This window comes from Streptomyces sp. NPDC090032, assembly GCF_044748025.1.
Lineage (GTDB): Bacteria > Actinomycetota > Actinomycetes > Streptomycetales > Streptomycetaceae > Streptomyces.
This window is the reverse complement of record NZ_JBIVFF010000017.1, coordinates 115191-138251: the sequence shown is the minus strand read 5'-3', so window position 1 is coordinate 138251 and position 23061 is coordinate 115191. Positions and strand designations below refer to the sequence as shown.

20 protein-coding genes and 1 pseudogene are annotated in these 23061 nt (G+C 70.9%); 8 read left to right on the top strand and 13 right to left on the bottom strand.

Annotated elements, in window-relative coordinates; translation table 11 throughout:
- Positions 1–119 precede the first annotated feature (119 nt).
- Positions 120–471: pseudogene (locus ACIPWY_RS34665) on the top strand (MFS transporter); the annotation flags it as partial.
- Between the two features lie 3 nt (positions 472–474).
- On the opposite strand, the gene ACIPWY_RS34660 reads toward ACIPWY_RS34665, so the two are convergent.
- Positions 475–1959 (bottom strand): FG-GAP repeat protein, encoded by a 1485-nt coding sequence (locus tag ACIPWY_RS34660; protein WP_401536409.1) that lies wholly within the window; start codon positions 1957–1959, stop codon positions 475–477.
- A gap of 143 nt (positions 1960–2102) precedes the next feature.
- Here ACIPWY_RS34660 and ACIPWY_RS34655 point away from each other — a divergent pair, with 143 nt between their 5' ends.
- Positions 2103–2726, top strand: a complete 624-nt coding sequence (locus ACIPWY_RS34655; RefSeq protein WP_393702460.1) for a class I SAM-dependent methyltransferase — start codon at positions 2103–2105, stop codon at positions 2724–2726.
- Between the two features lie 16 nt (positions 2727–2742).
- Here ACIPWY_RS34655 and ACIPWY_RS34650 read toward each other — a convergent pair whose 3' ends face one another.
- A complete protein-coding gene (locus tag ACIPWY_RS34650) occupies positions 2743–3381 on the bottom strand; it encodes a LysE family translocator (RefSeq protein WP_362907881.1) in 639 nt (212 codons plus the stop codon).
- A gap of 152 nt (positions 3382–3533) precedes the next feature.
- Here ACIPWY_RS34650 and ACIPWY_RS34645 point away from each other — a divergent pair, with 152 nt between their 5' ends.
- Positions 3534–4154: an L-threonylcarbamoyladenylate synthase gene (locus ACIPWY_RS34645; protein ID WP_362907882.1), complete on the top strand. Its 621-nt coding sequence runs from the start codon at positions 3534–3536 to the stop codon at positions 4152–4154.
- A gap of 16 nt (positions 4155–4170) precedes the next feature.
- Here the strand turns inward: ACIPWY_RS34645 and ACIPWY_RS34640 are convergent, their stop codons facing one another.
- From ACIPWY_RS34640 to ACIPWY_RS34630, 3 genes are all read right to left on the bottom strand, one after another.
- Entirely contained in the window at positions 4171–5406 is a 1236-nt protein-coding gene (locus tag ACIPWY_RS34640) for an epoxide hydrolase (protein ID WP_362907883.1), read from the bottom strand.
- Positions 5407–5415: 9 nt separating this feature from the next.
- Positions 5416–6753 (bottom strand): M1 family metallopeptidase, encoded by a 1338-nt coding sequence (locus tag ACIPWY_RS34635; RefSeq protein WP_362907884.1) that lies wholly within the window; start codon positions 6751–6753, stop codon positions 5416–5418.
- 104 nt (positions 6754–6857) lie between these two features.
- Positions 6858–10721, bottom strand: coding sequence for a Pls/PosA family non-ribosomal peptide synthetase (locus ACIPWY_RS34630; protein ID WP_393702524.1), 3864 nt, complete (start codon positions 10719–10721; stop codon positions 6858–6860).
- Between the two features lie 513 nt (positions 10722–11234).
- Here ACIPWY_RS34630 and ACIPWY_RS34625 point away from each other — a divergent pair.
- Positions 11235–12887: a GMC oxidoreductase gene (locus ACIPWY_RS34625; protein WP_362907886.1), complete on the top strand. Its 1653-nt coding sequence runs from the start codon at positions 11235–11237 to the stop codon at positions 12885–12887.
- Positions 12888–12954: 67 nt separating this feature from the next.
- On the opposite strand, the gene ACIPWY_RS34620 is transcribed toward ACIPWY_RS34625, so the two are convergent.
- Complete coding sequence (locus ACIPWY_RS34620; protein WP_362907887.1) at positions 12955–13434, bottom strand: carboxymuconolactone decarboxylase family protein; 480 nt, start codon at positions 13432–13434, stop codon at positions 12955–12957.
- A complete protein-coding gene (locus ACIPWY_RS34615) occupies positions 13434–14519 on the bottom strand; it encodes a dihydrodipicolinate reductase (protein ID WP_393702456.1) in 1086 nt (361 codons plus the stop codon). The genes ACIPWY_RS34620 and ACIPWY_RS34615 overlap by 1 nt, the downstream gene beginning before the upstream one ends.
- 199 nt (positions 14520–14718) lie before the next feature.
- Here ACIPWY_RS34615 and ACIPWY_RS34610 point away from each other — a divergent pair, with 199 nt between their 5' ends.
- On the top strand, positions 14719–15171 hold the full coding sequence (locus ACIPWY_RS34610) for a hypothetical protein (protein ID WP_362907889.1): 453 nt from the start codon (positions 14719–14721) through the stop codon (positions 15169–15171).
- Between the two features lie 67 nt (positions 15172–15238).
- Here ACIPWY_RS34610 and ACIPWY_RS34605 read toward each other — a convergent pair whose 3' ends face one another.
- Positions 15239–15544, bottom strand: a complete 306-nt coding sequence (locus tag ACIPWY_RS34605) for a cupin domain-containing protein (RefSeq protein ID WP_362907890.1) — start codon at positions 15542–15544, stop codon at positions 15239–15241.
- 145 nt (positions 15545–15689) lie between these two features.
- Between ACIPWY_RS34605 and ACIPWY_RS34600 the strand changes: the two genes are divergently transcribed.
- On the top strand, positions 15690–16259 hold the full coding sequence (locus tag ACIPWY_RS34600; protein ID WP_393702453.1) for an isochorismatase family protein: 570 nt from the start codon (positions 15690–15692) through the stop codon (positions 16257–16259).
- A 29-nt stretch (positions 16260–16288) separates the two neighbouring features.
- Here the strand turns inward: ACIPWY_RS34600 and ACIPWY_RS34595 are convergent, their stop codons facing one another.
- The 4 genes from ACIPWY_RS34595 to ACIPWY_RS34580 form a co-directional block, all read right to left on the bottom strand.
- Positions 16289–16639 carry a UBP-type zinc finger domain-containing protein gene (locus ACIPWY_RS34595; protein ID WP_362907892.1) on the bottom strand — a complete coding sequence of 117 codons (351 nt, stop codon included), beginning with the start codon at positions 16637–16639 and terminating at the stop codon, positions 16289–16291.
- Positions 16636–18105, bottom strand: coding sequence for an ATP-binding protein (locus ACIPWY_RS34590; protein ID WP_393702451.1), 1470 nt, complete (start codon positions 18103–18105; stop codon positions 16636–16638). The genes ACIPWY_RS34595 and ACIPWY_RS34590 overlap by 4 nt, the downstream gene beginning before the upstream one ends.
- The gene (locus ACIPWY_RS34585) at positions 18102–19778 is read right to left on the bottom strand and encodes an FAD-dependent oxidoreductase (protein ID WP_393702449.1); all 1677 of its coding nucleotides are present in this window, start codon (positions 19776–19778) and stop codon (positions 18102–18104) included. Before ACIPWY_RS34585 ends, ACIPWY_RS34590 begins: the two co-directional genes overlap by 4 nt.
- A 136-nt stretch (positions 19779–19914) precedes the next feature.
- On the bottom strand, positions 19915–20877 hold the full coding sequence (locus ACIPWY_RS34580) for a threonine/serine dehydratase (protein WP_393702447.1): 963 nt from the start codon (positions 20875–20877) through the stop codon (positions 19915–19917).
- 148 nt (positions 20878–21025) lie between these two features.
- Here ACIPWY_RS34580 and ACIPWY_RS34575 point away from each other — a divergent pair, with 148 nt between their 5' ends.
- On the top strand, positions 21026–21826 hold the full coding sequence (locus ACIPWY_RS34575; RefSeq protein WP_362907896.1) for an ATP-binding cassette domain-containing protein: 801 nt from the start codon (positions 21026–21028) through the stop codon (positions 21824–21826).
- Between the two features lie 28 nt (positions 21827–21854).
- Here ACIPWY_RS34575 and ACIPWY_RS34570 read toward each other — a convergent pair whose 3' ends face one another.
- Positions 21855–22412: a hypothetical protein gene (locus tag ACIPWY_RS34570; RefSeq protein ID WP_401536397.1), complete on the bottom strand. Its 558-nt coding sequence runs from the start codon at positions 22410–22412 to the stop codon at positions 21855–21857.
- A 146-nt stretch (positions 22413–22558) separates the two neighbouring features.
- Here ACIPWY_RS34570 and ACIPWY_RS34565 point away from each other — a divergent pair, with 146 nt between their 5' ends.
- Positions 22559–23017 (top strand): MarR family winged helix-turn-helix transcriptional regulator, encoded by a 459-nt coding sequence (locus ACIPWY_RS34565; protein ID WP_362907898.1) that lies wholly within the window; start codon positions 22559–22561, stop codon positions 23015–23017.
- Positions 23018–23061 lie beyond the last annotated feature (44 nt).

The following is a 23061-nucleotide window of genomic DNA, read 5'->3' as shown; positions in this document are numbered from 1 at the left end:
GGCCGGGGCGGTCCCGTGATCGTTGATCGATTCGCGGGGCCCCGCGGCCAGGAATAACGTCGGTGTAGTGAGCGAGATCGTTCACTGCAAGTTTGAGGTGCGCGCCTTCCCATGCCGGGGCCGGCCGCAACGAGGCCACCGACCAGGTGCCGAAGTTCCTGTCACAGGCGACCTCGGCCCAGCGGCCCGAATTCCGCAGGACCGGACAACTCCCGCCCCCCCTGGGGCGACCAGGTCCTGGCGTCGGGGATCTCCAGTGCGTTCGTCGTCGCCGCCGTCTTCGCCGTCTTCGCCGCGCTCATCGCCCTCGTCGTCATTCAGGTCCGCGCCTGCGACCTGGAGCGCCTCCGGGGCGGCGCCATGCCTCTCGCTCCCGCAGAGCAGAGCGCGACGGACGCGGGCGGCGCCGCGCCCAGTGCCGCGACGACGAACCGGGCCACCCGTGAGGGTCCACCCCCGGACGGCGGCTGAGCCCTAAACGGTACGGGGCGGGAGCCCGAGGCCGGACGGGTCCACGAACTGGATCCGCCCGGCCGTGCCAAGTCCCTTCGGCGTACCCGGGAAGAGCCAGAAGCCGCCCTTGCCGCGCCGGTAGCCGGGGGCGTTCGCCACCACGTCGGACCGGCCGTCGCCGTTGACGTCGAGGAGCGGGAACGTGGCGGCGAACCCGTCACCGCCCGACGGGTCGTGCTTGCCGGGCACACCGGGGGTGTCGAGGTCGAAGGCGGTCGCGTTCGCGCCCGTCGGGGAACCGTCGGGACCGCCCGGCAACAGCGTGAAGCGCCCGTTGCCCTGGTCCTCTCCCGGCGTGTCCACGAGCAGATCCGGCTGCCCGTCACCGTTCACGTCGCCGGTGCCCGCTCCCCTTCCGAAACCGTCCTTGCCCTGCGAGTCGCCCGGAACGCCGGGTGTCTCCTGGTCGAAGACGACGTTCGGCCGCCCGCCACCCACCCCCGACTTCGACCCGTATGCCACGGTGAGCCGCCCCGAGGCGGGGCCCTCCGCGACGCCCACCTCGCGGTAGCCGGGCGAGAGAACGTCCTCGATCCCGTCGCCGTCGACGTCACCGCTGCACGGCACCATCACTCCGTCGTACGTGTCGTTGCCGAGGTTCCCCGGCGGCCGGGCCGGCGTCAGCCCGCGGGGGCTGCCCCGGAAGTACGTCACGTACGGGCCGTTGTCCACCGGCGGATCCGTGTCCGCCTCGTCGGGGACGGGGTCGGTGAACATGACATCGCCGTAGCCGTCGCCGTCGAAGTCCCCGCTGATCGCCTGGCTGGGGCTCGCCGTGTTCTCGAGTTCGGCGGTGCGGGCGGGCGCGCCGTCCTTGCCGAAGGAGCCGTAGGCCACCAGGCCCTGCCGGTCCGGCAGTTCGGTGTCGTTCCCGTGAGGGTGGTACCCCGCGTAGACCAGGTCGACGGCCCCGTCGCCGTCGACATCGGTGGCCGCGCTCGCCATGACGAGACCGGCGGCCTTGACGGGAACCGGGTCGCCCAGGCCCTTCTTGCCGCCGGGCAGGATCACGGCGTTCCCCGGGCTGTCGCGCTGCACCGGATCCGTGGCGTCATGGTCGGTCCGCGTCGCGACCAGGTCCGTGTAGCCGTCACGGTTGAGGTCGGCGCGGAGCAGCGGACCGTAGAAGAAGTCGCGGTAGGTCCTGCGGCGCCCGGGATCCAGGCCCTTGGCGGAGCCTGGGAGGACCAGCACGTGGTACGCGGTCGGCTGCCGGAACTTGTTCCGTGTGGTCATCGACGTCACGAAGTCGTCGTAGCCGTCCCGGTCGAAGTCCCCGAGCCCGCGCTCGCCCGCACCCCGGCCCGTGGGCACCCGCGGCGCGGGGTCGGCGGTGCGGTCCTCACGGGTATCGCCCTCCGAACAGCCGGCGAGTAGCGTCACCGCGCATCCGCAGGCGATCAGGGCCTGCGCCAGCCGACGGCGATTACGGGGCGCACGGGACAAGACATTCCTCCTGGGTCTCCTGTTGAGCTACGGATAGGACCGCTCAGGAGCAGCCATGGTTGCGGTCCCGGAGATCGCGGTTCCGCAACGTCGCACCGGGGCCGCCACGGTGCGATCCTGGAAGCGAGACATGGAGGGCCGCCATGGGGTTCTATGCCGAGCAGGTGCTGCCCCGGATCATCGATGTCGCCTGTGGCGTGAAGATGACCGCACCGCTGAGACGGCGGGTATGCGAGGGGCTGCGGGGACAGGTCGTGGAGATCGGGTTCGGCACGGGACACAACGTCCCCTACTACCCGTCGACCGTCGAGGGCGTCGTCGCGATCGAACCCTCGGACGTCGGATGGAGACTCGCAGCCGAGCGGGTCGGGGCGGCGTCCGTCCCGGTGCGCCGCGCGGGTACGGACGGCCAGTCGCTGCCCTTCGAGGACGCCAGCTTCGACACCGCGCTGTCGACGTGGACCCTGTGCACCATCCCCGACGCCGGCGCCGCGCTGCGCGAGGTGCGCCGCGTGCTGCGGCCCGGCGGATCACTGCACTTCCTGGAGCACGGGCTCGCGCCGCAACAGGACGAGAACGTACGCCGCTGGCAGCGACGCCTGGAACCGGTGAACAAGCGGCTCTTCGGCGGCTGCCACCTCACGCGCCCGATCACCGACCTGCTGGCGGAAGCCGGATTCACGATCACGGCCCTGGACGTCTGCTACGAGAAGGGCGCACCGAAGCCCATGGGCGCCGCCTCCCTGGGCGTCGCGCTCGCGCCGTAGACAGAGTCGAACGCGCCTAGTCGGTACGGCCCGTCGCCGCCACGGTGACGCCCAGGCCGATCATCGTGAGCCCACCGACCCCGCCGACCATGCCGAGCCGCCGCGGCGAGCGGGCGAACCAGCTCCGCGTCGTCGCCGCGACCAGTCCCCACACGCTGTCGGACGCCACGGCGATGACGTTGAAGACCAGGCCGAGCAGCAGCATTTGAACGGTGACGTGCCCCTGGCCGCGGTCCACGAACTGAGGCAGCACGGCGGCGAAGAACACGATGGTCTTGGGGTTGGCCACACCCACGGCGAACCCCTCCCACAACGTACGCAGGCTGCCGTGCGCGACCCCGTCACCGGTGAACGCGGCATACAGAGAACGCCGTTGACGCACCGCCTTGACGCCGAGGTACACCAGATACGCGGCGCCGACGAGCTTCAGCGCGGTGAAGACGAGGACCGAGCGCTCCACGACGGCGCCGACCCCGAGCGCCACCGCCACGACGAGCACGTAGGCACCGAGTGTGTTGCCCAAGACCGTGGTCAGCGCGGCACGGCGCCCCTGGCTCAGCGCCCGTCCGATCACGAACAGCACGCTGGGGCCCGGAATCACGATCAGCAGGAACGACATGGCCGCGAAGGCCAGCAGTCGGTCGGAAGACACCATGAGGGCCATACAACACGTTGACGTGCCGTGACCGCATTTCCTTTTGCTGTCAGGGGACTGCTGTCAGGGGACTGCTTTGAGAGGACTGCTTTCGGGGGAGAGCCGCGCCCGTTCGGAGATCGATTCACGCCGGTGGCCACTAGACTCGGCGAATGGCGAAGTACTTCGACGTACACCCCGACAACCCCCAACGGCGCACGATCAGCGGTGTGGCCGACAGCATCCGGGCCGACGAACTCGTCGCGTATCCGACCGACTCCTGCTACGCGCTGGGATGCCGGCTCGGCAGCCGCGACGGCATCGGCCGGATCCGCGCGATCCGCCACCTCGACGACCGTCACCACTTCACGCTCATGTGCCAGAACTTCGCCCAGCTCGGGCAGTTCGTGCAGATCGACAACGACGTGTTCCGCGCGATCAAGGCGGCGACGCCCGGCAGCTACACCTTCATCCTGCCCGCGACGAAGGAAGTGCCGCGCCAGCTGCTGCACCCGAAGAAGAAGACGGTCGGCGTCCGGATCCCCGACCACGCCGTCGTCCAGGCACTGCTGGCCGAACTCGGCGAGCCGATCCTGTCCAGCACGCTGCTCCTGCCCGACGAGGACGAGCCGCTGACGCAGGGCTGGGAGATCAAGGAGCGGCTCGACCACGAGGTCGACGTCGTGCTCGACTCCGGCGACTGCGGAACCGAGCCGACCACCGTCATCGACTTCTCCGGCGGCGAGACGGAGATCGTACGGCGCGGGGCGGGCGACCCCTCGCGGTTCGAGTAGCGGCCGGAGCCGGCGCTCAGCGCCGCCCGCGGAACGTGCGGCGCAGATCGTCGACCCAGGCGCCCGGGACCTCCCACGGGATGAAGTGCCCGCCCTCGTCATGGGCGTTGACGTTGACGTGGTGGTACCAGTCGGCGCGGTCGCTCGCGAGCCAGTTGTCGACGCGCTCCCGCGTCGTCGTGACGCCGGGCGGGTTCTCGTGGCCGACGAAGGTGAGTCCCGTGGGGGCCTCGACGACGGGCGTGCGGGTGTGGGCGGGCGTCCACGGGTAGCGGTTGGCATTCGCGTAGTACCGGGTCGAGGTGCCGATCGTGTTGCCGGCCCAGAAGATCGTGGCGTGGGTGAGGAGATCGTCCTTCGTGAAAACGCTCTCGATGTCGCCGTGGTGGTCGCTCCAGCTCACCCAGCGCTCCAGGATCCAGGCGAGCAGCCCCACGGGCGAGTCGCTCAGGCCGTAGGCGAGCGTGCTGGGGTCGAGGACGTGCACGGCCAGGTGGGAGGCGAAGCGGCGGTCGAGGGCCAGGATCCCGGCCCGGACGTCGTCGGGCAGCCCGTCCGGGATGGGCCGGCCGCCACTGAAGTCCCAGGCACGGTCGCCGCTGAAGAAGTCCAGTTTCAGGCCCGATCCGATGTGGATGCCGAGCAGTTCGTCCGCGTACTTGTGGCCGAGCTGACCGGTGACGAGGGCGCCGATGTCGCAGCCGCCGGCGGCGTACCGGCTGTGGCCGAGCGTGTCGGTCATCAAGGTGTGCCAGAGGTCGGCGACCTTCCAGAAGTTCATGTCGGGGTGGTCGCGCAGCGGCGCCGAGAAGCCGAAGCCGGGCAGGGACGGGACGATGACGTCGAACGCGTCGGCCGGGTCCCCGCCGAAGGCCGCGGGGTCGGCCAGCGGGTCGACGACCTTGGACCAGTGCCAGAACGTCCAGGGCCAGCCGTGGGTGAGGATCAGCGGGGTGGGGTTCGGGCCGGCTCCGGGCCTGCGCATGAAGTGGACGGGAACACCGTCGACGCGCACCTGGTAGTGCTCGTAGGCGTTGATCGCGGCCTCGGCCTTTCGCCAGTCGTAGCTGTGGAGCCAGTGATCGGCCAGCTCCTGGAGGTAGGAGCGGTCGACGCCGTAGAACCAGTCGCCGTTCCCGACGTCGTCGGGCCAGCGTGTCATGTCGAGGCGCCGGCGCAGATCCTCCAGGACGGCGTCGGGCACGTGGACGGGCGTGGGATCCAGGGGGAAGCGCGGTGTTCCGTCTGCCACGGGAAATCCTTACCTGTACGGGACGAGAGGTGCGGGCAGTGGCGGGAGCGGCCTGCGACGCAGCCACGCCGTCAGGAGGTCGCCGACCGGCGCCGCGGCGTACCGGGCGACGTGCGCCGTGAACGCCTCCGTCGTGACCACGCCGTGCCGGTGCGCCGCGACCCAGTCGCGCACCATGCGGAAGAACGGCTCGTCGCCGAGCGCGCAGCGGATCGCGTGCACGGTGAGCCCGCCGCGCTCGTAGACCTGGTCGTCGAACAGCGACTTGCGGCCCGGGTCGGCGAGCACGAGGTCCTGCGGCAGCGTGGACAGCTCGCGGTGCGCCGCGGCGGCCAGTTCCTGCGTGGAGCGACCGCCGGAGCGCTCCGACCAAAGCCACTCGGCGTACTTGGCGAACCCCTCGTTCAGCCAGATGTCCCGCCAGTCGCCGATGGTGAGGCTGTTGCCGAACCACTGGTGGGCGAGCTCGTGCGCGACGAGCCGCTCCCAGCCCCGCGCGCCGTCCACGTGGTTCGCGCCGAACAGGGAGAGCCCCTGTGCCTCGACCGGGACGTCGAAGTCCTCGTCGGCCACCACGACGGCGTACTCGCCGAAGGGGTACGGCCCGAAGAGGTCCTCGAAGAGCCGCATCATCTCGGGCTGCCGGGCGAAGTCCCGCGAGAACTCAGGCAGCAGCCGCACGGGCACGTACGCGCTCTGCGGCACCCCGCCGAGCCCCGGATCGCCCAGCAGGACCGTCTGGTACATGCCGATCGAGAGGCCCACGAGATAGCTCGGCGTCGGTGCCTGCTGCTCGTACACCCAGGTCGTCGTCGACGACTTCGTCGTGCGCGTGAGCAGGCGCCCGCCGACGACCACCGTGTACGGCGAGGGGACCGTGAGGGAGATCTGGTACGCGGCCTTGTCGTCGGGCCGGTCGTTGCACGGGAACCAGGACGGCGCCCCGACGGGCTGGCTCGCGACGAGCGCCCCGTCCGACAGCTCCTCCCAGCCGAGTCCGCCCCAGGGGCTGTTGACCGGCTTCGGGTTGCCCGACCAGTGCACCTCCACCGTGAACGCGGCCCCGGCCCGCAGCGGCTTGACGGGCCGGATCCGGAGCTTGCCGCCCCGGTGCGTGTAGCGCGGCGGCCGGCCGTCGACGAGCACCTTGCCGAGCCTGAAGGCCTCGAGGTTGAGATGGAACTCGGCGAGCGGGGCCCGGCCCGCTATGGCGCTGATGCGGGCGTGACCTGCGAGGCGGTTGGGGCCGGGGCGGTAGTCGAGGGACAGCTCGTAGCGGTGCACCCGGTAACGGGGGTCGCCGTGGCCGGGGAAGTACGGCTCCGAAGCCGCTGTCTGGCCGCTCACTGAAGTGTCCACTCCCTGCGCCGTACCAACGTGTCTGTGTCGTGCCCCCCACCCCGTGCCGTACGCATCGAAGCCTTGACCGACCTTAAGGTGTGTCCGCCCTTCTAGGACCGCCAGGCCTCGATCGGATTGCCCAGCCAGCGTGTGTCGTCGGGTACGGACTCCGCGGCCATGACCAGGGACGCGGGCCCCAGAGTGGCGCGAGCGCCGACCGTACTGCCCGGCAGGACGATTCCGCCAGGGCCCACCGTCGAACCCGCGCCGAGCGCCACCTTGTCCATCCGCAGGATCCGGTCGTGGAAGAGGTGCGTCTGCAGCACACAGCCACGGTTCACGCTGACCGCGCTGCCGAGGGTCACCAGGTCCGTCTCCGGCAGCCAGTAACTCTCGCACCACACACCCCGGCCGACGCGTGCGCCCAGGCCGCGCAGCCACAGCGTCATGAGCGGGGTGCCCGGCACCGCGCCGATCAGCCACGGCACGGCGACCACCTCGACGAACGTGTCCGCCAGCTCGTCGCGCCAGACGAAGCCGCTCCACAACGGGTGCTCACCGGCCCGGTGTCGGCCCACGAGAAGCCACTTCGCGGCGACCGCAGCCAGCGCGCCCACGACGCCCGCACCGAGGAGCACCGCCCCGGACAGCGCGGCAGTCGCCCACCAGCCCACGCCTGTCGCACCGGTGAGCGCGCACAACACCCCGCCCGTGAGGACGGCGAGCGCCGCCGAGCAGAACACGGGCACGAGCCGGAACAGCTCCACCGCGCCGCGCGCCCACAGCAGCCGCGCCGGCGGGTCGTACGTACGGGAGTGGTCGCCGCCCTCGGGAGCGCGCGGCAGCTTCATCGGCGGCAGCCCCAGATACGACGTGCCCTTCTTGGCCTTCTTCGGAGTCGCCGACAGGACACCCACCAGACCGCCGTCGGGGACGCTGCGTCCCGGCCCGGTCATGCCGGAGTTGCCGAGGAACGCCCGCCGCCCGATCGCGGCCCGCCCGATCCGCACCCAGCCGCCGCCGAGTTCGTACGGCGCGGTCAGGGTGTCGTCGGCGAGGAACGCCCCGTCGCCGACCGTGGTGAGGCTCGGCAGAGCGAGGACCGTGGACACCTCCGCGCCGCGACCGATCTTCATGCCGAGCAGCCGCAGCCACACAGGCGTGACGAGGCCCGCGTACAGCGGGAAGAGCGTCTGCCGGGCCGCGTCCATCAGCTGGGTGATGGTCCAGGACTGCCAGCCGATGCGGCTGTGCGTCGGGTGCAGCCCCGGCCGCAGCCCCAGGCTCAGCAGCCGAACGGCGCCCAACAGCAGCAGCGCGTACGCACATCCGAAGGCCAGTGCGGCGGGCACCACCGCGAGCAGGGCGCCGCGCAGCGCCTCGCCGAGACCCGCGTCCGCGGGTACGAAGCGGAGGGCCACCGCGAGCGCGGGCACCGCCGCGAGCGCCGGCAGCGCGGACAGGGCGAGGCCCGACGCGCCGTACATCAGCCGCCACCCGTACGACCGCTTCGGCCGCTGCTTCGGCCAGTCCCGCTTGGCCTTGCCCAGCTTCACGGCGGGGGAGCCCGACCAGCGCTGGCCGGTCGGGATCTGACCGGTCACCGCGGAGCCGGGGGCCACCTCGGCCTTCTTGCCGACGCGGGCGCCGGGGAAGAGCAGGCTGCGGGTGCCGACGACGGCGCCGCCGCCGACCTTGACGGCACCGATCACCAGACGGTCGCCGTCCAGCCAGTGCCCGGACAGGTCCACATCTGCCTCGACGGCGCAGCCGCGGCCGAGCTTGAGCATGCCGGTCACCGGCGGCAGCGAGTGCAGGTCCACGTCGGCGCCGATCCGGGCGCCCAGGGCGCGCGCGTACCGCAGCAGCCACGAGCCGGTCAGTGACGTCGCCCCGCTGTACTCGGCGATCCGCTCCGCAGTCCACAGCCGCAGATGGACCTGGCCGCCGCGCGGGTACGTGCCGGGCCCGACGCCCCGCAGCAGCAGCCGCGCGCCGCCCGCGGCGAGCGCGAGCCGCCCCGCCGGGCTGAACAGCACCGCCGCCCCCACGGCCACCCACCACCAGGACAGTGCCGGAGCCCACGCAAAGGACCCGAACCAGTGCAGGACGTTGCCGAGCGCGGCCAGCGCCACGCACCAGCGCAGCCCGACAAGTGTGAACAGCGGGAGGAGAAGCAGGAGTTGAAGGACCTGGGCCCGCACCGGGACCGGCCCGACGTCGCGGTGCGCCTCGGTGCCCTGCGCGGACTCCTCCAGATGACGGGCGAGCTTGCGCAGCGTCGGGTGCTGGTAGATGTCGAGGACGGCGGCGCTGGGGTAGCGGGTGCGCAGCCGCGTGGTCAGCTGGGCGGCGGCCAGGCTGGAGCCGCCGATCGCGAAGAAGTCGTCCTTGGCGCCGGTCACGGACACCCCGAGGGTGTGAGCCCACTGTTCGGCGAGCCACGCCTCCGTGCCGTACAGCTGCTCGGCGGGACCGGTGGAGGTCTCCAGGTCGGGCAGCGGCCAGGGCAGCGCGGCCCGGTCGACCTTCCCGGACGTGCGGGTGGGCAGGCTCTCGACGGGGGCGAGGAGCGGCACCAGGGCGGCGGGCAGCGCGGCCCGCAGACGCTCGACGGCTTCGGCGCGGTCCCAGCCGTCCTGCGTGACGACGTAGCCGACGAGCAGTTGGTTGCCGCTGCGCGCCGTGCGCACGGCGGCGGCCGCTCCGGCGACGCCGGGCAGCGCCTGGAGCGCCGTGTCGACCTCCCCGAGCTCGATGCGGCGCCCGCCGAGCTTGATCTGCTCGTCGCCGCGCCCCAGGAAGACGAGGCCTTCCGGATCGGCCCTGACCAGGTCACCGCTGCGGTAGGCGCGCTCCCAGCCGAGCGAGGGCAGCGGCGCGTACTTCTCGGCGTCCTTGGCGGGGTCGAGATAGCGGGCGAGTCCCACGCCGCCGATGACGAGTTCGCCGGTGGCGCCGAGGGGGACGGGGTCGCCGGCCTCGTCGACGACGGCCAACTCCCAGCCGTCCAGCGGCAGTCCGATCCTGACCGGCTCCTCGCCGGTCATGAGACACGCGCAGGCGACGACCGTGGCCTCGGTGGGCCCGTACGTGTTCCACACCTCGCGGCCCTCGGTGACCAGCCGCTGCGCCAGCTCTGGCGGGCACGCCTCACCGCCGAAGATGAGAAGGCGTACGTCGTCCAGGACGTGGGGCTCCCACAGCGCGGCGAGCGTGGGCACCGTCGACACGACGCTGATGTCCTGCTCGACGAGCCAGGGCCCCAGGTCGGCGCCACTGCGGACGCGGGAGCGCGGCACCGGCACCAGACAGGCGCCGTTGCGCCAGGCCAGCCACATCTCCTCGCACGAGGCGTCGAAGGCGACGGACAGACCGGCCAGGACGCGGTCGCCGGGGCCGATCGGCTCGTCGGCGAGGAACAGCGCGGCCTCGGCGTCGACGAACGCGGCGGCGCTGCGGTGCGAGACGGCGACGCCCTTGGGCTTCCCGGTGGAGCCGGACGTGAAGATGATCCAGGCGTCGTCCTCGGTCCCGGGCAGGCACGCGGCGGACCCCGGGGGAGTCCCGATGCCACCCTCCTCCGTGCCGTCGGCTCCCCACGCGGTGAGGTCGTGGCCGGCGCCGATGACGGCCCGGACCCCGGCCTCGCCGAAGACCAACTCGGCTCGCTCGTCCGGGTCTTCGGCGTCCACCGGGACGTAAGCCGCACCGACGGCGAGCACCGCGAGAATCGCGATGTAGAGATCATTGGTTCCGGACGGGACGCGGACCCCGACCCGGTCGCCCCTGCGGACCCCGGCGAGCGCGAGCCGCACGCGCAGGTTCTCCACCTCGTCGGCGAGCGCGCGGTACGTGAGCTGCTTCGCGCCGTCGTCCAGAGCCACCTCGTCGCGGTGGTCACGCACGGACGCGCCGAAGATGTTCATGAGGGTGCGGGCAGGTGCGGCGGGGCCCGCGGTGAACACGGCCATGCCGCTGCGTACCGCGACGGTGCTGTCCTCGAAGGACTCCGCGTCGGGGGTGGTGACCGTCAGGTCGAGAGGTGCGACCGGCGGCGTCCCCCGCTCCACCGGGACGCCCGCCGCGTCGTCGAGTGCCACCGTGCCGGGCAGCGGTCCGTCGAGCTGGGGGACGTCGCTGCCGTCGTGTGAGGTCGTCATGGGTTCCTTGCGTGTCGCCGCCGGAGCTGGATCAACGGTGATCCCGCATGAAAGCCGTGCTGCCGGTCCGGCCGGGCGCCGAACAACCTGACGAAGTGTAGTAACCCGCTCGATTGTTTACATGCAGGGACTTGCCTGGATCTGTGTGACAGTGCCAACTCCGCCACGGCCGTCCATGACCGCCAGGGGCCGTCGGTGCGCCTGGTGTTGAGTGGACGCGAGTTACCTATTCGGCGCACATGAATTACTTATTCGTGTGTAGTGACTTGATGTGCGAACGGCAGTAGAACTCGTTTCGATTCCATCGAAAGTGAGGAACATGCCATGAGTGGTTCTACCACGCGTGCAATCGGTTCCAAGAACGTCTCGCGACGCACTTTTATCGCTGGAACTGGTTCTATTCTGAGCGCTGCGGCCCTGTCGGCCCACGCCACTTCGGCCCATGCGGCCACCGCCCCCGTCGCGGCCCCCATCGACCCCGGCGCACACGTCCGCGCCCTCGTCGTCGGCACCGGATACGGCGGCTCCGTGGCCGCGCTGAGACTCGCCCAGGCGGGCGTCGACGTCCACATGATCGAAATGGGGATGGCCTGGGACACCCCTGGACCGGACGGCAAGATCTTCGCCAACACGACCAGCCCGGACGCCCGTTCCTACTGGCTCCGGACCAAGACCAAACAGCCCCTGAGCAACTTCCTCGGCTTCCCGATCGACAAGGACGTCCCCCGCTACACCGGAATTCTGGACGCCGAGGAAATGGGCGGGATCATCGTGTACCAGGGCCGCGGCGTCGGCGGCGGTTCCCTCGTCAACGGCGGCATGGCGGTCACGCCCAAGCGCGAGAACTTCGGCGCCATCCTCCCGTCGGTCGACGCCGCCGAGATGTACGCGACCTACTACCCCCGCGCCAACGCCGCTCTCGGCGTCGGCACCGTGGACCCGGCCTGGTTCGAGAGCGCCGAGTGCTACCAGTTCGCGCGCGTCGGCCGCAAGCACGCCCAGCGCTCCGGCTTCCCCTTCGTTTTCGTGCCCGACGTGTACGACTGGGACTACATGAAGCAGGAGGCGGCCGGCACCGTCCCCAAGTCGGCGCTCGCCGGGGAGATCCTCTACGGCAACAACTACGGCAAGAAGTCACTCCAGAAGACCTATCTGGCCCAGGCCAGGGCCACCGGGAAGGTCTCCATCTCGCCGCTGCACAAGGTGACTTCGGTCGCGCCCGCACCCGGCGACGGCTACACGGTCGTCATCGACCAGATCGACACCACCGGCACCACCATCGCCACCAAGACCGTGACGGCGGACAAGGTGTTCTTCGCGGCCGGCAGCGTCGGCACCAGCAAGCTCCTGGTCCAGCTCAAGGCCACCGGCGCCCTGCCCGCCCTGAACGGCGAGGTCGGCAAGGGCTGGGGCGACAACGGCAACGTCATGTGCGGCCGGGCGAATCATCTGTGGGACCCGACCGGCAAGGTCCAGGCGTCGATCCCCTGCGGCGGTATCGACAACTGGGCGGCCGGAGGAGCGTTCGCCGAGGTCGCGCCGCTGCCGACCGGGATCGAGACCTACGCCTCGTTCTACCTGTCGATCACGAACACCCCGCACCGCGCCGAGTTCTCGTGGAACGCGCAGGCGGGCAAGGCCGATCTGAACTGGCAGACGGCCTGGAAGCAGACCTCCATCGACATGGCCAAGACGATCTTCGACAAGATCAACGCGAAGGAGGGCACGATCTACCGCACCGATCTGTTCGGCTTGTACAAGATCTGGGGCGACCACCTCACGTACCACCCGCTCGGTGGCGCGGTCCTGAACAAGGCCACCGACAACTACGGCCGCCTGCACGGCTATGCGGGCCTCTACGTGATCGACGGCTCGCTGATCCCTGGGAACACGAGCGTCAACCCGTTCGTCACGATCACGGCGCTCGCCGAGCGGAACATCGAGAAGATCATCGCGACTGATCTCCAGGGCGGCTGATCTGCAGCGCGACTGATCCATGGAGGAAGGTGCGGAACGCGGGGGCCGCGCGCCCGGCCCCCGCGTCTCAGGCCGTGGGCAGTACGCACACGGTGTCGAGGCCCAGTACGTGGTTGAGCCGGCCGAACGCGAGCCAGGAACCGATGCTCATGCTCAGCTCCACGATCTCGACCTGGCTGTAGTGCGCGGTCATCCGGGCCCAGAACTCATCGTCCAGACCGTGGTGATCGAGCGCGTACCGCTCGGCGTACTCGGCTGCGAGACGGGTCCGGTCGTCGAAGGTGCCGGTGGTGCGCCACTCGGTCACCGCGTCGGCGAAGGACTCCTCGACCTTCTCCCCGTCCCGGTCGGTACGCCAGTCCAGGCAGAACTGGCAGCCGTTGATCTGCGCGATCCGCAGCCGGGCCGCCTCGAACTCCCGCAGCCCCAGCGTCGTATGGGCGTACACGGACAGGGAGAAGTTGGCGGCCGCCATGCCGATACCGGGGACCATGTCCCCCCAGACGTAACCGATCGGTTCCTGTCCCTCGGGGATGTCGATGATCATCATTGCTTCCTTCCGCGATGGCCGAGCTTTCCGACTGCGGGGCGCAGCGGGACGTCGAGCGCGTCGTAGAGGCCCGGGGCCTGGTCCACGAGCCAGTCGATGGCGTTCACGAGCCGGCCGACGGCGGTGGCGTTGCCGCCGGCGGACCTGTTCTCGCCCTCGTCCGCGGCCTCGACGGTGACCTCGATACGCGGACGGCCTTCGATGACCACCCGGTGTGCCCCGGTGCCGTCGGGGGGCGTCGGCCAGTCCGGCGCGCAGGACGGGTGGATGCGGGTGACGTGTTCGATGACGATGAGGGGTTCGCCCCCGACGACGCCCTGCACCTCGAACCGGACGGCGCCCTGCGTACCGGCCTCGAAGTCGCCCATCGTGCGCGTGCTCACCGTGGCGTCGAGCGGGCGGCGGTCCAACGTCTCGCGGATCTCGTCGAGTTCGACCCCGAGCGCCCGCGCCATCAGACGTATCTGCCCGCCCCACACCATGGTGGGGACGGTGTCCCACAGCATGGGCGGGTCGTAGTCCATCGGCTGGCCCATGCCCACCAGGAGCCGTACCGAGTCGGGCTGGTCGTAGGTCGAGTAGTCGAAGATCTCCTGGCAGCGGATCGCGTCGACGGTGCTGCCGAGCCCGCTGACGAGGAGCGGCAGGACGTCGTTGCCCCAGCCCGGGTCGACTCCGGAGGCGAAGAGGGAGCCGCCGCCGTCCGCGACGGCGGCCGCCACCGGATCCCGGAACTCCGGCGGGGCGCTCCGGTGGTCGTAGAGCGGATAGAGGGCGGGGGAGACGACGACGGCGCCGGACCCGATGGCCCGGGTGATGTCGGCCAGGGCGTCGTCGGGACGGATGTCGCCGGAGGCCGCGTAGACGACGGCGCGAGGGCGGGCGGCCAGCACCGCGCCGATGTCGTCGCTCGCCCTGACCTCCAACTCGCGCTCGAGGCCCGCGAGTTCACCCGCGTCCCGGCCGACCTTCGCGGGGTCGTGGACCAGTACGGCGACGAGTTCCAGCGCCGGGTGGGCCTCGACGGCACGGATCGCCGCGCGCCCGACATTTCCGGTACCCCAGACAACGGTCGAAATCATGCGCGGAGGGTAGCGCCGGGGCCCGAACCTTCCTAGAGCCATGACGAGTCGAGGAGTGTCGGGGATTGCCGAGGAGATGTGGACGGGCTGCCTACGCTCTGGGTGACCGTCCCAGGCGCCCCAGTATGCTCAGCAGTTCGGCCCGCGCGCGAGGTGCGCGGGCCGGCATGCTGAGTTGTACGGGGATCACGGAGGAAACGTGCGCAGGACGGTAACCGGTATTGCTCTGGTCGCGGCGACAGCCGCTCTGCTGACCGGGTGCGGCAGCGGTGGAGAGGACGGCAAGGGCGCCGGGGCGAAGCAGGACACGTCGAAGGCCCCCTCGCACGCCGCCTCGAAGCCGGCCGGGGGTCAGGAGGCCACCCGCGAGGTGACCTTCGAGGTGGAGGGTCAGGGCAGCACGCAGGTCTTCTGGACGGCCGGCGAGAGCAAGACGGAGCAGGTGAAACTGCCCTGGACGAAGACGACCCGACTCACCATCAAGGGAGCCGAGTTGAAGGTCGGCAGCCTGGTGTCGATCGTCCCCGGCTCGGCGACCGCCTCGGACGGACAGCTCGAGCCGGCCTCCTGCGTCATCAAGGTCGACGGCAAGCAGGTCGCGGACAACAAGGGCGGCAAGTCGATCGCCGGCTGCAAGTACCTCGTCAAGTGACCGCCGTCAGGTGACCGACGTGAGGTGACCACTGTCAGGCCACCGCCGTCAGGCGGTCAACTGCGCGCTACGCCACGGCTTTCGACGTCCCTTTGAGCTCGATCTCGACGAACGCCAGCCACGTACCGCCCGTGTTGACGACATCGTGCTCGCTGCCCGCAGAGCGCGCGTAGGACTCGCCCGCGCGCAGCTGCGACTCGGTCACGGTGCCGTCGGCGGCGAACGCGCTGATCCGGCCGTCCACCACGGGCACGACCACATAGTCGTGCTCGTGGACGTGACGGCCGGTACGTGTGTCGGGCTCGAAGTCCCAGCGGGTCACCCGCACCTGCTCGTCCTCGTGCTGCACGCTCGGCTTCGCGGTCGTCGTCATCGCGCTTCTCCTGCTCTCGCTCATCGGGCGCCGGCTCCAACGCCCACGTCAGAGGCCTGATCGGCCTCCGACGTCAGTGGAACACAGGCGCGAGGGCGGGCAAAACCTCGTGGAGGTGCCCGGTGGCGACGGTCATGATGGCCTCATGACTCATCGCGTGGAGGCCCTGATCGTCGTGGACGTCCAGTCGGCGTTCGTCGTCGGCGACGGGGCGGTACCCGACGCGGACCGTCTCGTGGAGCGGACGACGGACCTGATCGCACGCGCCCGTAGCGGCGGGGCGCTTGTCGTGCACCTCCAGAACGACGGACAGCCCGGGGAGGACGACGAACCGCACACGCCGGGCTGGGAGCTCCACCACCCGGTCGAGCCGGGCCCGGCCGAGGTCGTGATCCGCAAGCCCAAGGACGACGGCTTCGACGGGACCACGCTGGGCGGCGTGCTCTCGGGCGCGGGGGTCGAGGCGCTTGCGGTCTGCGGCGTGATGTCCGAGATGTGCGTCCAGGCGACGGCCCGCACCGCTCTCGCGCGGGGCTACCGGGTGGTTCTGCCGTACGACGCCCACGCGACGCAGAACGTCCCGGCGGCCCCGGGCATCAGTGAGGAGATCCCGGCCGCCACGGCGTCGAGGGTCGCGGCCTGGGCCCTCGGCAGCGACGCGGACACGACGACGCACTCGGCGGACGTGCTCTTCACGGCCCCGGGGGCGGCCTGATCCGGAGCTCGCCCGGCCGGGGAACCCCGTCAGCCCAGCAACTCGGTCCAGTTCGAGGGGACTCGGTTCGCGGGGCCGGGGGTCGACTGGGTCGTCGGGTGGCTGGCCGGGGGAGCGAGGTCCGGGCCCGATTCGATGAGCGAGGACGTGTTGTAGTCCCAGAACCAGCTCTCGTCCGGCTCGAAGCTGCGGATCACCGGGTGGCCCGTGGTCTTGGCGTGCTCCGTCGCGTGCTTGCCCTGTGAGTCGTCGCAGCAGCCGATGTGGCCGCACTGCGCGCAGCGCCGCAGATGGAACCACCAGCCGCCGAGCGCGTCGCACTCGACACATCCGTCGCCGCTCGGCGGAACCGAAGGGTCGATTCCGTTCTGGGTGCTCATGAAGGCTCCTGAGGGGGGTCGGGTTCGGGTTCGGGGTCCGCGGAGGTGAGGGGGAGGAACACCTGGAAACGGGTGTCTCCGGGCGTGGAGTGCACTTCGAGATGGCCGTGGTGCTTGTTGACGACGATGCGCCAGGAGATGTCGAGGCCGAGCCCGGTCCCCTCGCCCACCGGCTTGGTGGTGAAGAACGGGTCGAAGATGCGGCCACGGATGTCTGCCGGGATCCCCGGCCCCGTGTCGCGGAACTCCACGAGCAGGTGGTCGCGGTCGAGGGCGGTACGCACCGTCAACGTGCCCTTGCCGCCCGTGCTGTTCATCGCCGCGACCGCGTTGTCGATCAGGTTCGTCCACACCTGGTTGAGTTCGCCGGGATAGGCGGGGATCTCGGGAAGCGTGCGGTCGTAGTCCTTGACGACCTTGATGCCGTGACCGAACTTGCCGGAGAGCATCATCAGTGTGCTGTCGAGCAGTTCGTGCACGTCGGCGAACCGGGAAGGAGCCCGGTCGATCTGCGAGTACTGCTTGGCCGCGTCGACGAGGTGGGAGATCCGCGCGGTGGAGTCCTCGATCTCGTTCATGAGGAGTTCGGTCTCGACCGTGTAGTTCAGCCACCGCATCGCGCCTTCGAGGGTCTCCTCGCCGACGGCCGACGCGACCTGGTCGAGCCAGTCGACGTCGAGGCCCGCCTGGACGAAGTTCGGCGCCAGCTGCCAGCCGGCGGTGATCCCGTGGTCGTCCAGCCAGTCCGTGAGGGTGTCCTCGCGGTCGGAGGTTTCGAGGGGGGTCAGTGCAGGAGCCTTGGACACCTGCTCGGCCGTCCGCTCCTGGATCTCGATGAGCGTCTCCAGCGTGGCCCGCTGGTACGGGCCGGCGGCGATCGCGCCCAGCTTGTGCCGCATGCCCGCGACCCGCTCCCGCAGCGACGACGTGGCCCGCGCCGCCGCGGCGGCCGGATTGTTGAGCTCATGGGTGAGCCCGGCCGACAGGGAGCCGAGGGCGAGGAGCCGCTCCCGCTGCCCGATCATCTGCTGGGCGCTCTGGACACCGAAGAAGAGCCCTTCCAGCAGGTGGACGGCCATGGGGAACCATTCCCGCATGACGGCGGCAAAGGTTTCGGCCGGCAGGACGAAGAACCGCGAAGGCTCCGTGACCCGCATCGAGCTGTTGTACGTCTGCGGGGTGCGATCGCCGAGGTAGGACTGGAAGGCGCCCGAGTACACACCGCGGCTGGAACTCCGCGTCACCTCGACGTCGTCGGCGCCGACGCGCCGCGAAAGGACGAGCTCACCCTCGAGGAGTACGTAGAAGCAGGTCGCCTGATCGCTCTCCGCGTATACGGGCCCGGGCTCGAAAGCCTCCACGCGGCCCTCGCGGCAGAGCCGGTCGAGCTGGTCCTCGTCGAGCTTCTCGAACAGGAACAGTGTGCCCAGTTCCTCGCGGTTGCACGGAACGCGCCGCCCGCTCACGACTGCTCCAGGTACCGGTGTACGAGCATGACGGCCATGGCTCCCTCTCCGACGGCGGACGCGACGCGCTTGGCGGACTCGGAGCGCGCGTCCCCGGCCACGAACACGCCGGGCACATTGGTCTCCAGGTGGTACGGCGGCCGGTCGAGCTCCCAGTCCGCGGGCGGCCGCCCGTCCGGGGTCAGGTCGGGACCCGCCATGATGAACCCCCGCCTGTCCCGCAGCACGGTCCCCTCCAGCCACCCGGTCAGCGGGGCCGCCCCGATGAACACGAACAGCCATTGCGCGTCGACGAGTTCGGTGTGCCCGCTCGCCACGTCGCGCAGGGTCAGCTGTTCCAGATGGCCGGAGCCGTGCGCGGCGTCGAGGACGGTGCCGGTGCGTACGGAGATGTTGGCCGCGTCCTCGATCTGCTGGACGAGATAGTGCGACATCGAGGCGGCCATCGACGGACCCCGCACGAGGAGCGTGACGGACTTGGCTCCCCTCGCCAGGAACATGGCGGCCTGTCCCGCCGAGTTCGCGCCGCCGACGATGTACACGTCGTGGCCGTGGCAGGCGCTCGCCTCCGTCAGCGCTGAACCGTAGAAGACCCCGCACCCCGTGAGTCCCGCGAGGCCGGGGGCGTCGAGCTGCCGGTAGGACACACCGGTCGCGAGGATCACGCTGTGCGCGGAGACCGTGGAGCCGTCCGAGAACAGCACGGTGCGCGCGGCGCCGTTCACCTCCAGGCCCGTCACCTCACGAGCGGTGAGGATCTCGGCGCCGAACCTGGTGGCCTGCCGCCGGGCCCGTTCGGTGAGCTGTGACCCGGACACGCCGTCCGGGAATCCGAGGTAGTTCTCGATCCGTGAGCTCTGGCCCGCCTGCCCGCCGGTCGCCGAGCGCTCCACGAGGACCGTCCGCAGACCCTCGGACGCCCCGTAGACGGCCGCGCCGAGCCCCGCGGGTCCGCCGCCCACGACGACCAGGTCGTAGAAGTCGGCGGTCGGCGTCGTCGCCAGGCCCACCCGCGCCGCCAGCTCCGCGTCCTCGGGTTCGACCAGGGCCGTGCCGTCCGGGGTGATCACGAGCGGGAGCCGTGAGCCGTCCTGCCCGGCGGCGGCCAGCAGGCACCTGGCCTCCGGATCGTCCGACGAGTACCACCGGTAGGGCACCTGGTTACGGGCGAGGAACTCCCGCACGTCCGACGACCGCGCCGACCACCTGTGCCCGACGACCTTCGTGGTCGGCACCGGCTTGCGGTCGGTGGCCCGCCAGGTCTCCAGCAGGTCCTCCACGACGGGATAGAGCTTCTCCTCCGGCGGGTCCCAGGGCTTGAGGAGGTAGTGGTCGAGGTCGACCACGTTGATCGCGTCGATGGCCGCGCTCGTGTCGGCGTACGCGGTCAGCAGGACCCGGCGCGCGCCCGGATAGATGTCGATGGCCAGCTCGAGGAACTCGATGCCGTTCATCTCGGGCATCCGGTAGTCGGCCAGGATCACCGCCACGAGGTCGCCGCGCAGCTTCAGCTCGCGCAGCGCGTCCAGGGCGGACGCCCCGGACTCCGCGCGGACGATCCGGTACGACTCGCCGTAGCGGCGCCGCAGGTCCCGGGCGACGGCGCGGGAGACCCCCGGGTCGTCGTCCACGGTCAGAATGACGGTGCGCGCTGGGCCTGCGGCCTCTGCCATGCGTCTTCCACCCCGAACTCATCGGCGTCTCGCCCCGGCGCCGGTCCCCGTGGGCGTGCGCGGGGGAGCGACCGGAGAAGTCCATCGTAAGTTCGATCGCGCGGGTTCGCGCTGGAAAGCCCGCGGGGGTGCACGCTCAGGACACGAGGCGTGTGCCCCGCGTGAGGTCGCCGGGGTCCGTGTTCGCCCCGCAGAGGATCACGGCGACCCGCTCACCGGGTGCGGGCGTGTAGACGCCCGAGGTCACCGCCGCGAGCGCCGTGGCCGCCGCATGCTCCACCGCGAGCCGACGGTCGTCCCACAGGGCCTTGCGGGCCGACACGATCGCCTCGTCCGGCACGAGAACGGACCGTACGTGGTCCTGGCCCGCCCATTCGAGCGCCATCTCGCAGGTGCGACGCGCGCCGAGGGAGTCCGCCGCCACGGAGTCGACCGGTACGTCGACCACCGCGCCCGCCTCCAGAGCCGAGTGCAGGGCGCAGCAGCGCTCCGGCTCCACGGCCACGACGCGCACGCCGTGCTCCCGCGCCGACACGGCGATGCCCGTGAACAGTCCGCCGCCGCCCACCGCGACCAGGACGGTGTCGACACCGGGCCGCGCCCGAACGAGTTCCTCCATGACCGTGCCGGCACCGGCCGCGATCAGCGGGTGGTCGTACGCGTGGGACTCCAGGGCACCGCTCTCGGCCGCGTACTTCTGAGACGCGTCCAGCGCCTGTGCGTACTCCGTGCCGACCTGCCGGACCGTGGCGCCCAGCCGCCTCAGCTTGTCGACCTTCACCGCGGGAGCCGTCTCGGGGACGAAGACGGTGGCCTGGACGGAGTGCCGGGCCGCGGCCCAGGCACAGGCGAGCCCGGCGTTGCCCCCGGAAGCGATGACGACACCCGCGTCCGGCATCAGGCCGGCCTCCATGTGACTGCTGACGAAGTTGAAGGCGCCGCGCGCCTTGAACGAGCCGGTGTGCTGCATGAACTCCAACGCCAGCCACCCTTCGGCCGCACCGAACGCCCCGTCGTCCGTGGGGGCCAAGACGAGCGGCCTCGTGTGCCCCGCGATGCGGTCGGCTGCGGCCCGTACGTCGTTGAAGGCTATGGTCACGAGCTTCTCCTCGGGTGAGCGGTGATGACGACCCTACGAGACGGGGCCAGGCGCCCCGGACGCCCGCCGAGGTCCACGAACTGGACTTCTCAGCGTTTGGATGCCGTGTGCAGCTAACCTGTTCCGGTCCATTCGACAGGAGGCGTCAGTGAGCAACGGACGGATCGTCGCCGCCCTCGACGGAGCCTGTGTGCGCAGGTTCACGACGGGCCAGGTCATCCTCGACGACATCAACTGGACGGTGCGGTCCGGTGAACACTGGGCCCTGCTCGGCGCCAACGGCGCGGGCAAGACCAGCGTGCTCCGCCTCATCGGCGCCCTGATGCACCCCACCACCGGCACCGTCGAGGTCCTCGGCCACCGCCTCGGCAAGGTCGACGTACGCGAACTGCGTGCGCACATCGGCCTGGTGTCGAGCGCGCAGCGCGTGCCGCAGGACCTCACCGGGCACGCCGTCGTCCTGACCGGGCACACCGGCACCGTGCAGCCGCTGTGGCGCAAATACGACGCCGACGTGCGCGAGCGCGCGCACACGCTCCTGGCCGAACTCGACATCAAGGAGCTCGCGGACCGGCCGTACGGCGTGTGCTCCGGCGGCCAGCGGGCCCGCATCCTCATCGCCCGTGCGCTGATGGCGGACCCGTCCCTGCTCCTCCTCGACGAGCCGTTCAACGCGCTCGATCTGCCCTCGCGTGAGGACCTCATCGACACTATGCGTCAACTCGCAGAAGGGCGCCGCGAGTTGGCGACCATCACCGTCACCCACCACCTGGAGGAGCTGTCGCCGGCGATCGGCCACGCCCTGCTCCTGCGTGACGGCCGCGTGCTGGCGCAGGGCCGGGCCGACGAGGTGCTCACGGCCGCCCGGATGACGACCTGCTTCGGCCGTCCCATCGAGGTGTCACGCCACGGGGGCCGCTGGCTGGCCCGCTCGGGAACGGTCGGTTAGGCGCCGCGGAGCGGATTGCGGGCACGGCCTAGGCCCACCCGGATGTGGGAGGCCGGTCCGTCCAGCCGGTCGCGGCCAGCACCTCGGCGGCGATGTCCGTGACCGTCCGCCCGTCGGTCGCCACCCGGACCGTGTCCGCGGGTGCCCGCTCGTCCAGGAGGCATGCCTTGCGGGCGCTGCCCTGCAGCTCCTTCTCCAGCTCCGAGCCGAGTTCGCGGGCGGTCAGCCGCAGGCCTGCGGTGGTGTCGGAGGCGGTGAGCAGGACCCGTACGATCCGCACTCCCGCTCCCATCGCGCGCTCGAACATGCCGGCCGCCTCGGGCAGCACACTCACCGTGTTCGTGTAGATGAGGCGGCGGTAGCCGCGGCGGGCGAAGTTGCCCCACACGGCCGTCAGATTGTCCTCGGTGATCCCGGCCCGGCGCGGGTCGCCCGCAGGCGCCGGATGCACCTGCCCCATGAAGTCGCCCTCGATCACCGCGTGTGACACCTCCATGGCGCACAGGAGGGCCGACACCTCCCAGCCCACCGTCGTCTTGCCGACACCGGCCCGTCCGCCGAGGAGGAGCACTTCCGCATCACTCATGACAGCAGCGTGCCAGGGCGCGGCGGCCCCGCGCGATCCGAAATCGCGCGATCCATCCCGCCACAAGCCCTGGACCTCAACCGTGGTTCAGTTTCTAGACTCGGAGGGACCGGAGGGCTTTGCGCACAGGACGGAGCGAATGAGCAATGGAGTTCTCGCACAGCGACGCGGAACTGATCGAGCAGCCCATCGGCTACTGGGCCTGGGCCGCCTACAAGGCGGTCGTCACCCGCACGCGGGGCGCCCTCGCGGAGAAGGGCACCACCCAGCCGCAGTGGTGGATCCTCGCGCAGGTCGCACGGGCCGACCACGTCAAGACCCGGGGTGAGGTGACCGACACCCTCAGTGGCTATCTCGACGTGGGCGGGGCAGGCCTGGCGGAGGAGATCGATGCGACGATCGCTCACGGCTGGATCACCGAGGACGCCGGGGAGCGGCTCTCGCTCACGGCGACGGGCAAGGGCTTCTTCGACGAAGTGGCCGCGCTCCAGCGGGAGTTGTGGGCCGAGCGGCACGCGGGCGTCTCGGACGAGGACTACCTCACCACTTTGAAGGTGCTGCAGCGCTTCATCCACAACACGGGCGGTCACGCCTGGCATCACTGACCGTGGCCTGGCGAACGGCGGGAGGGTGCGGATACGGCATGGGA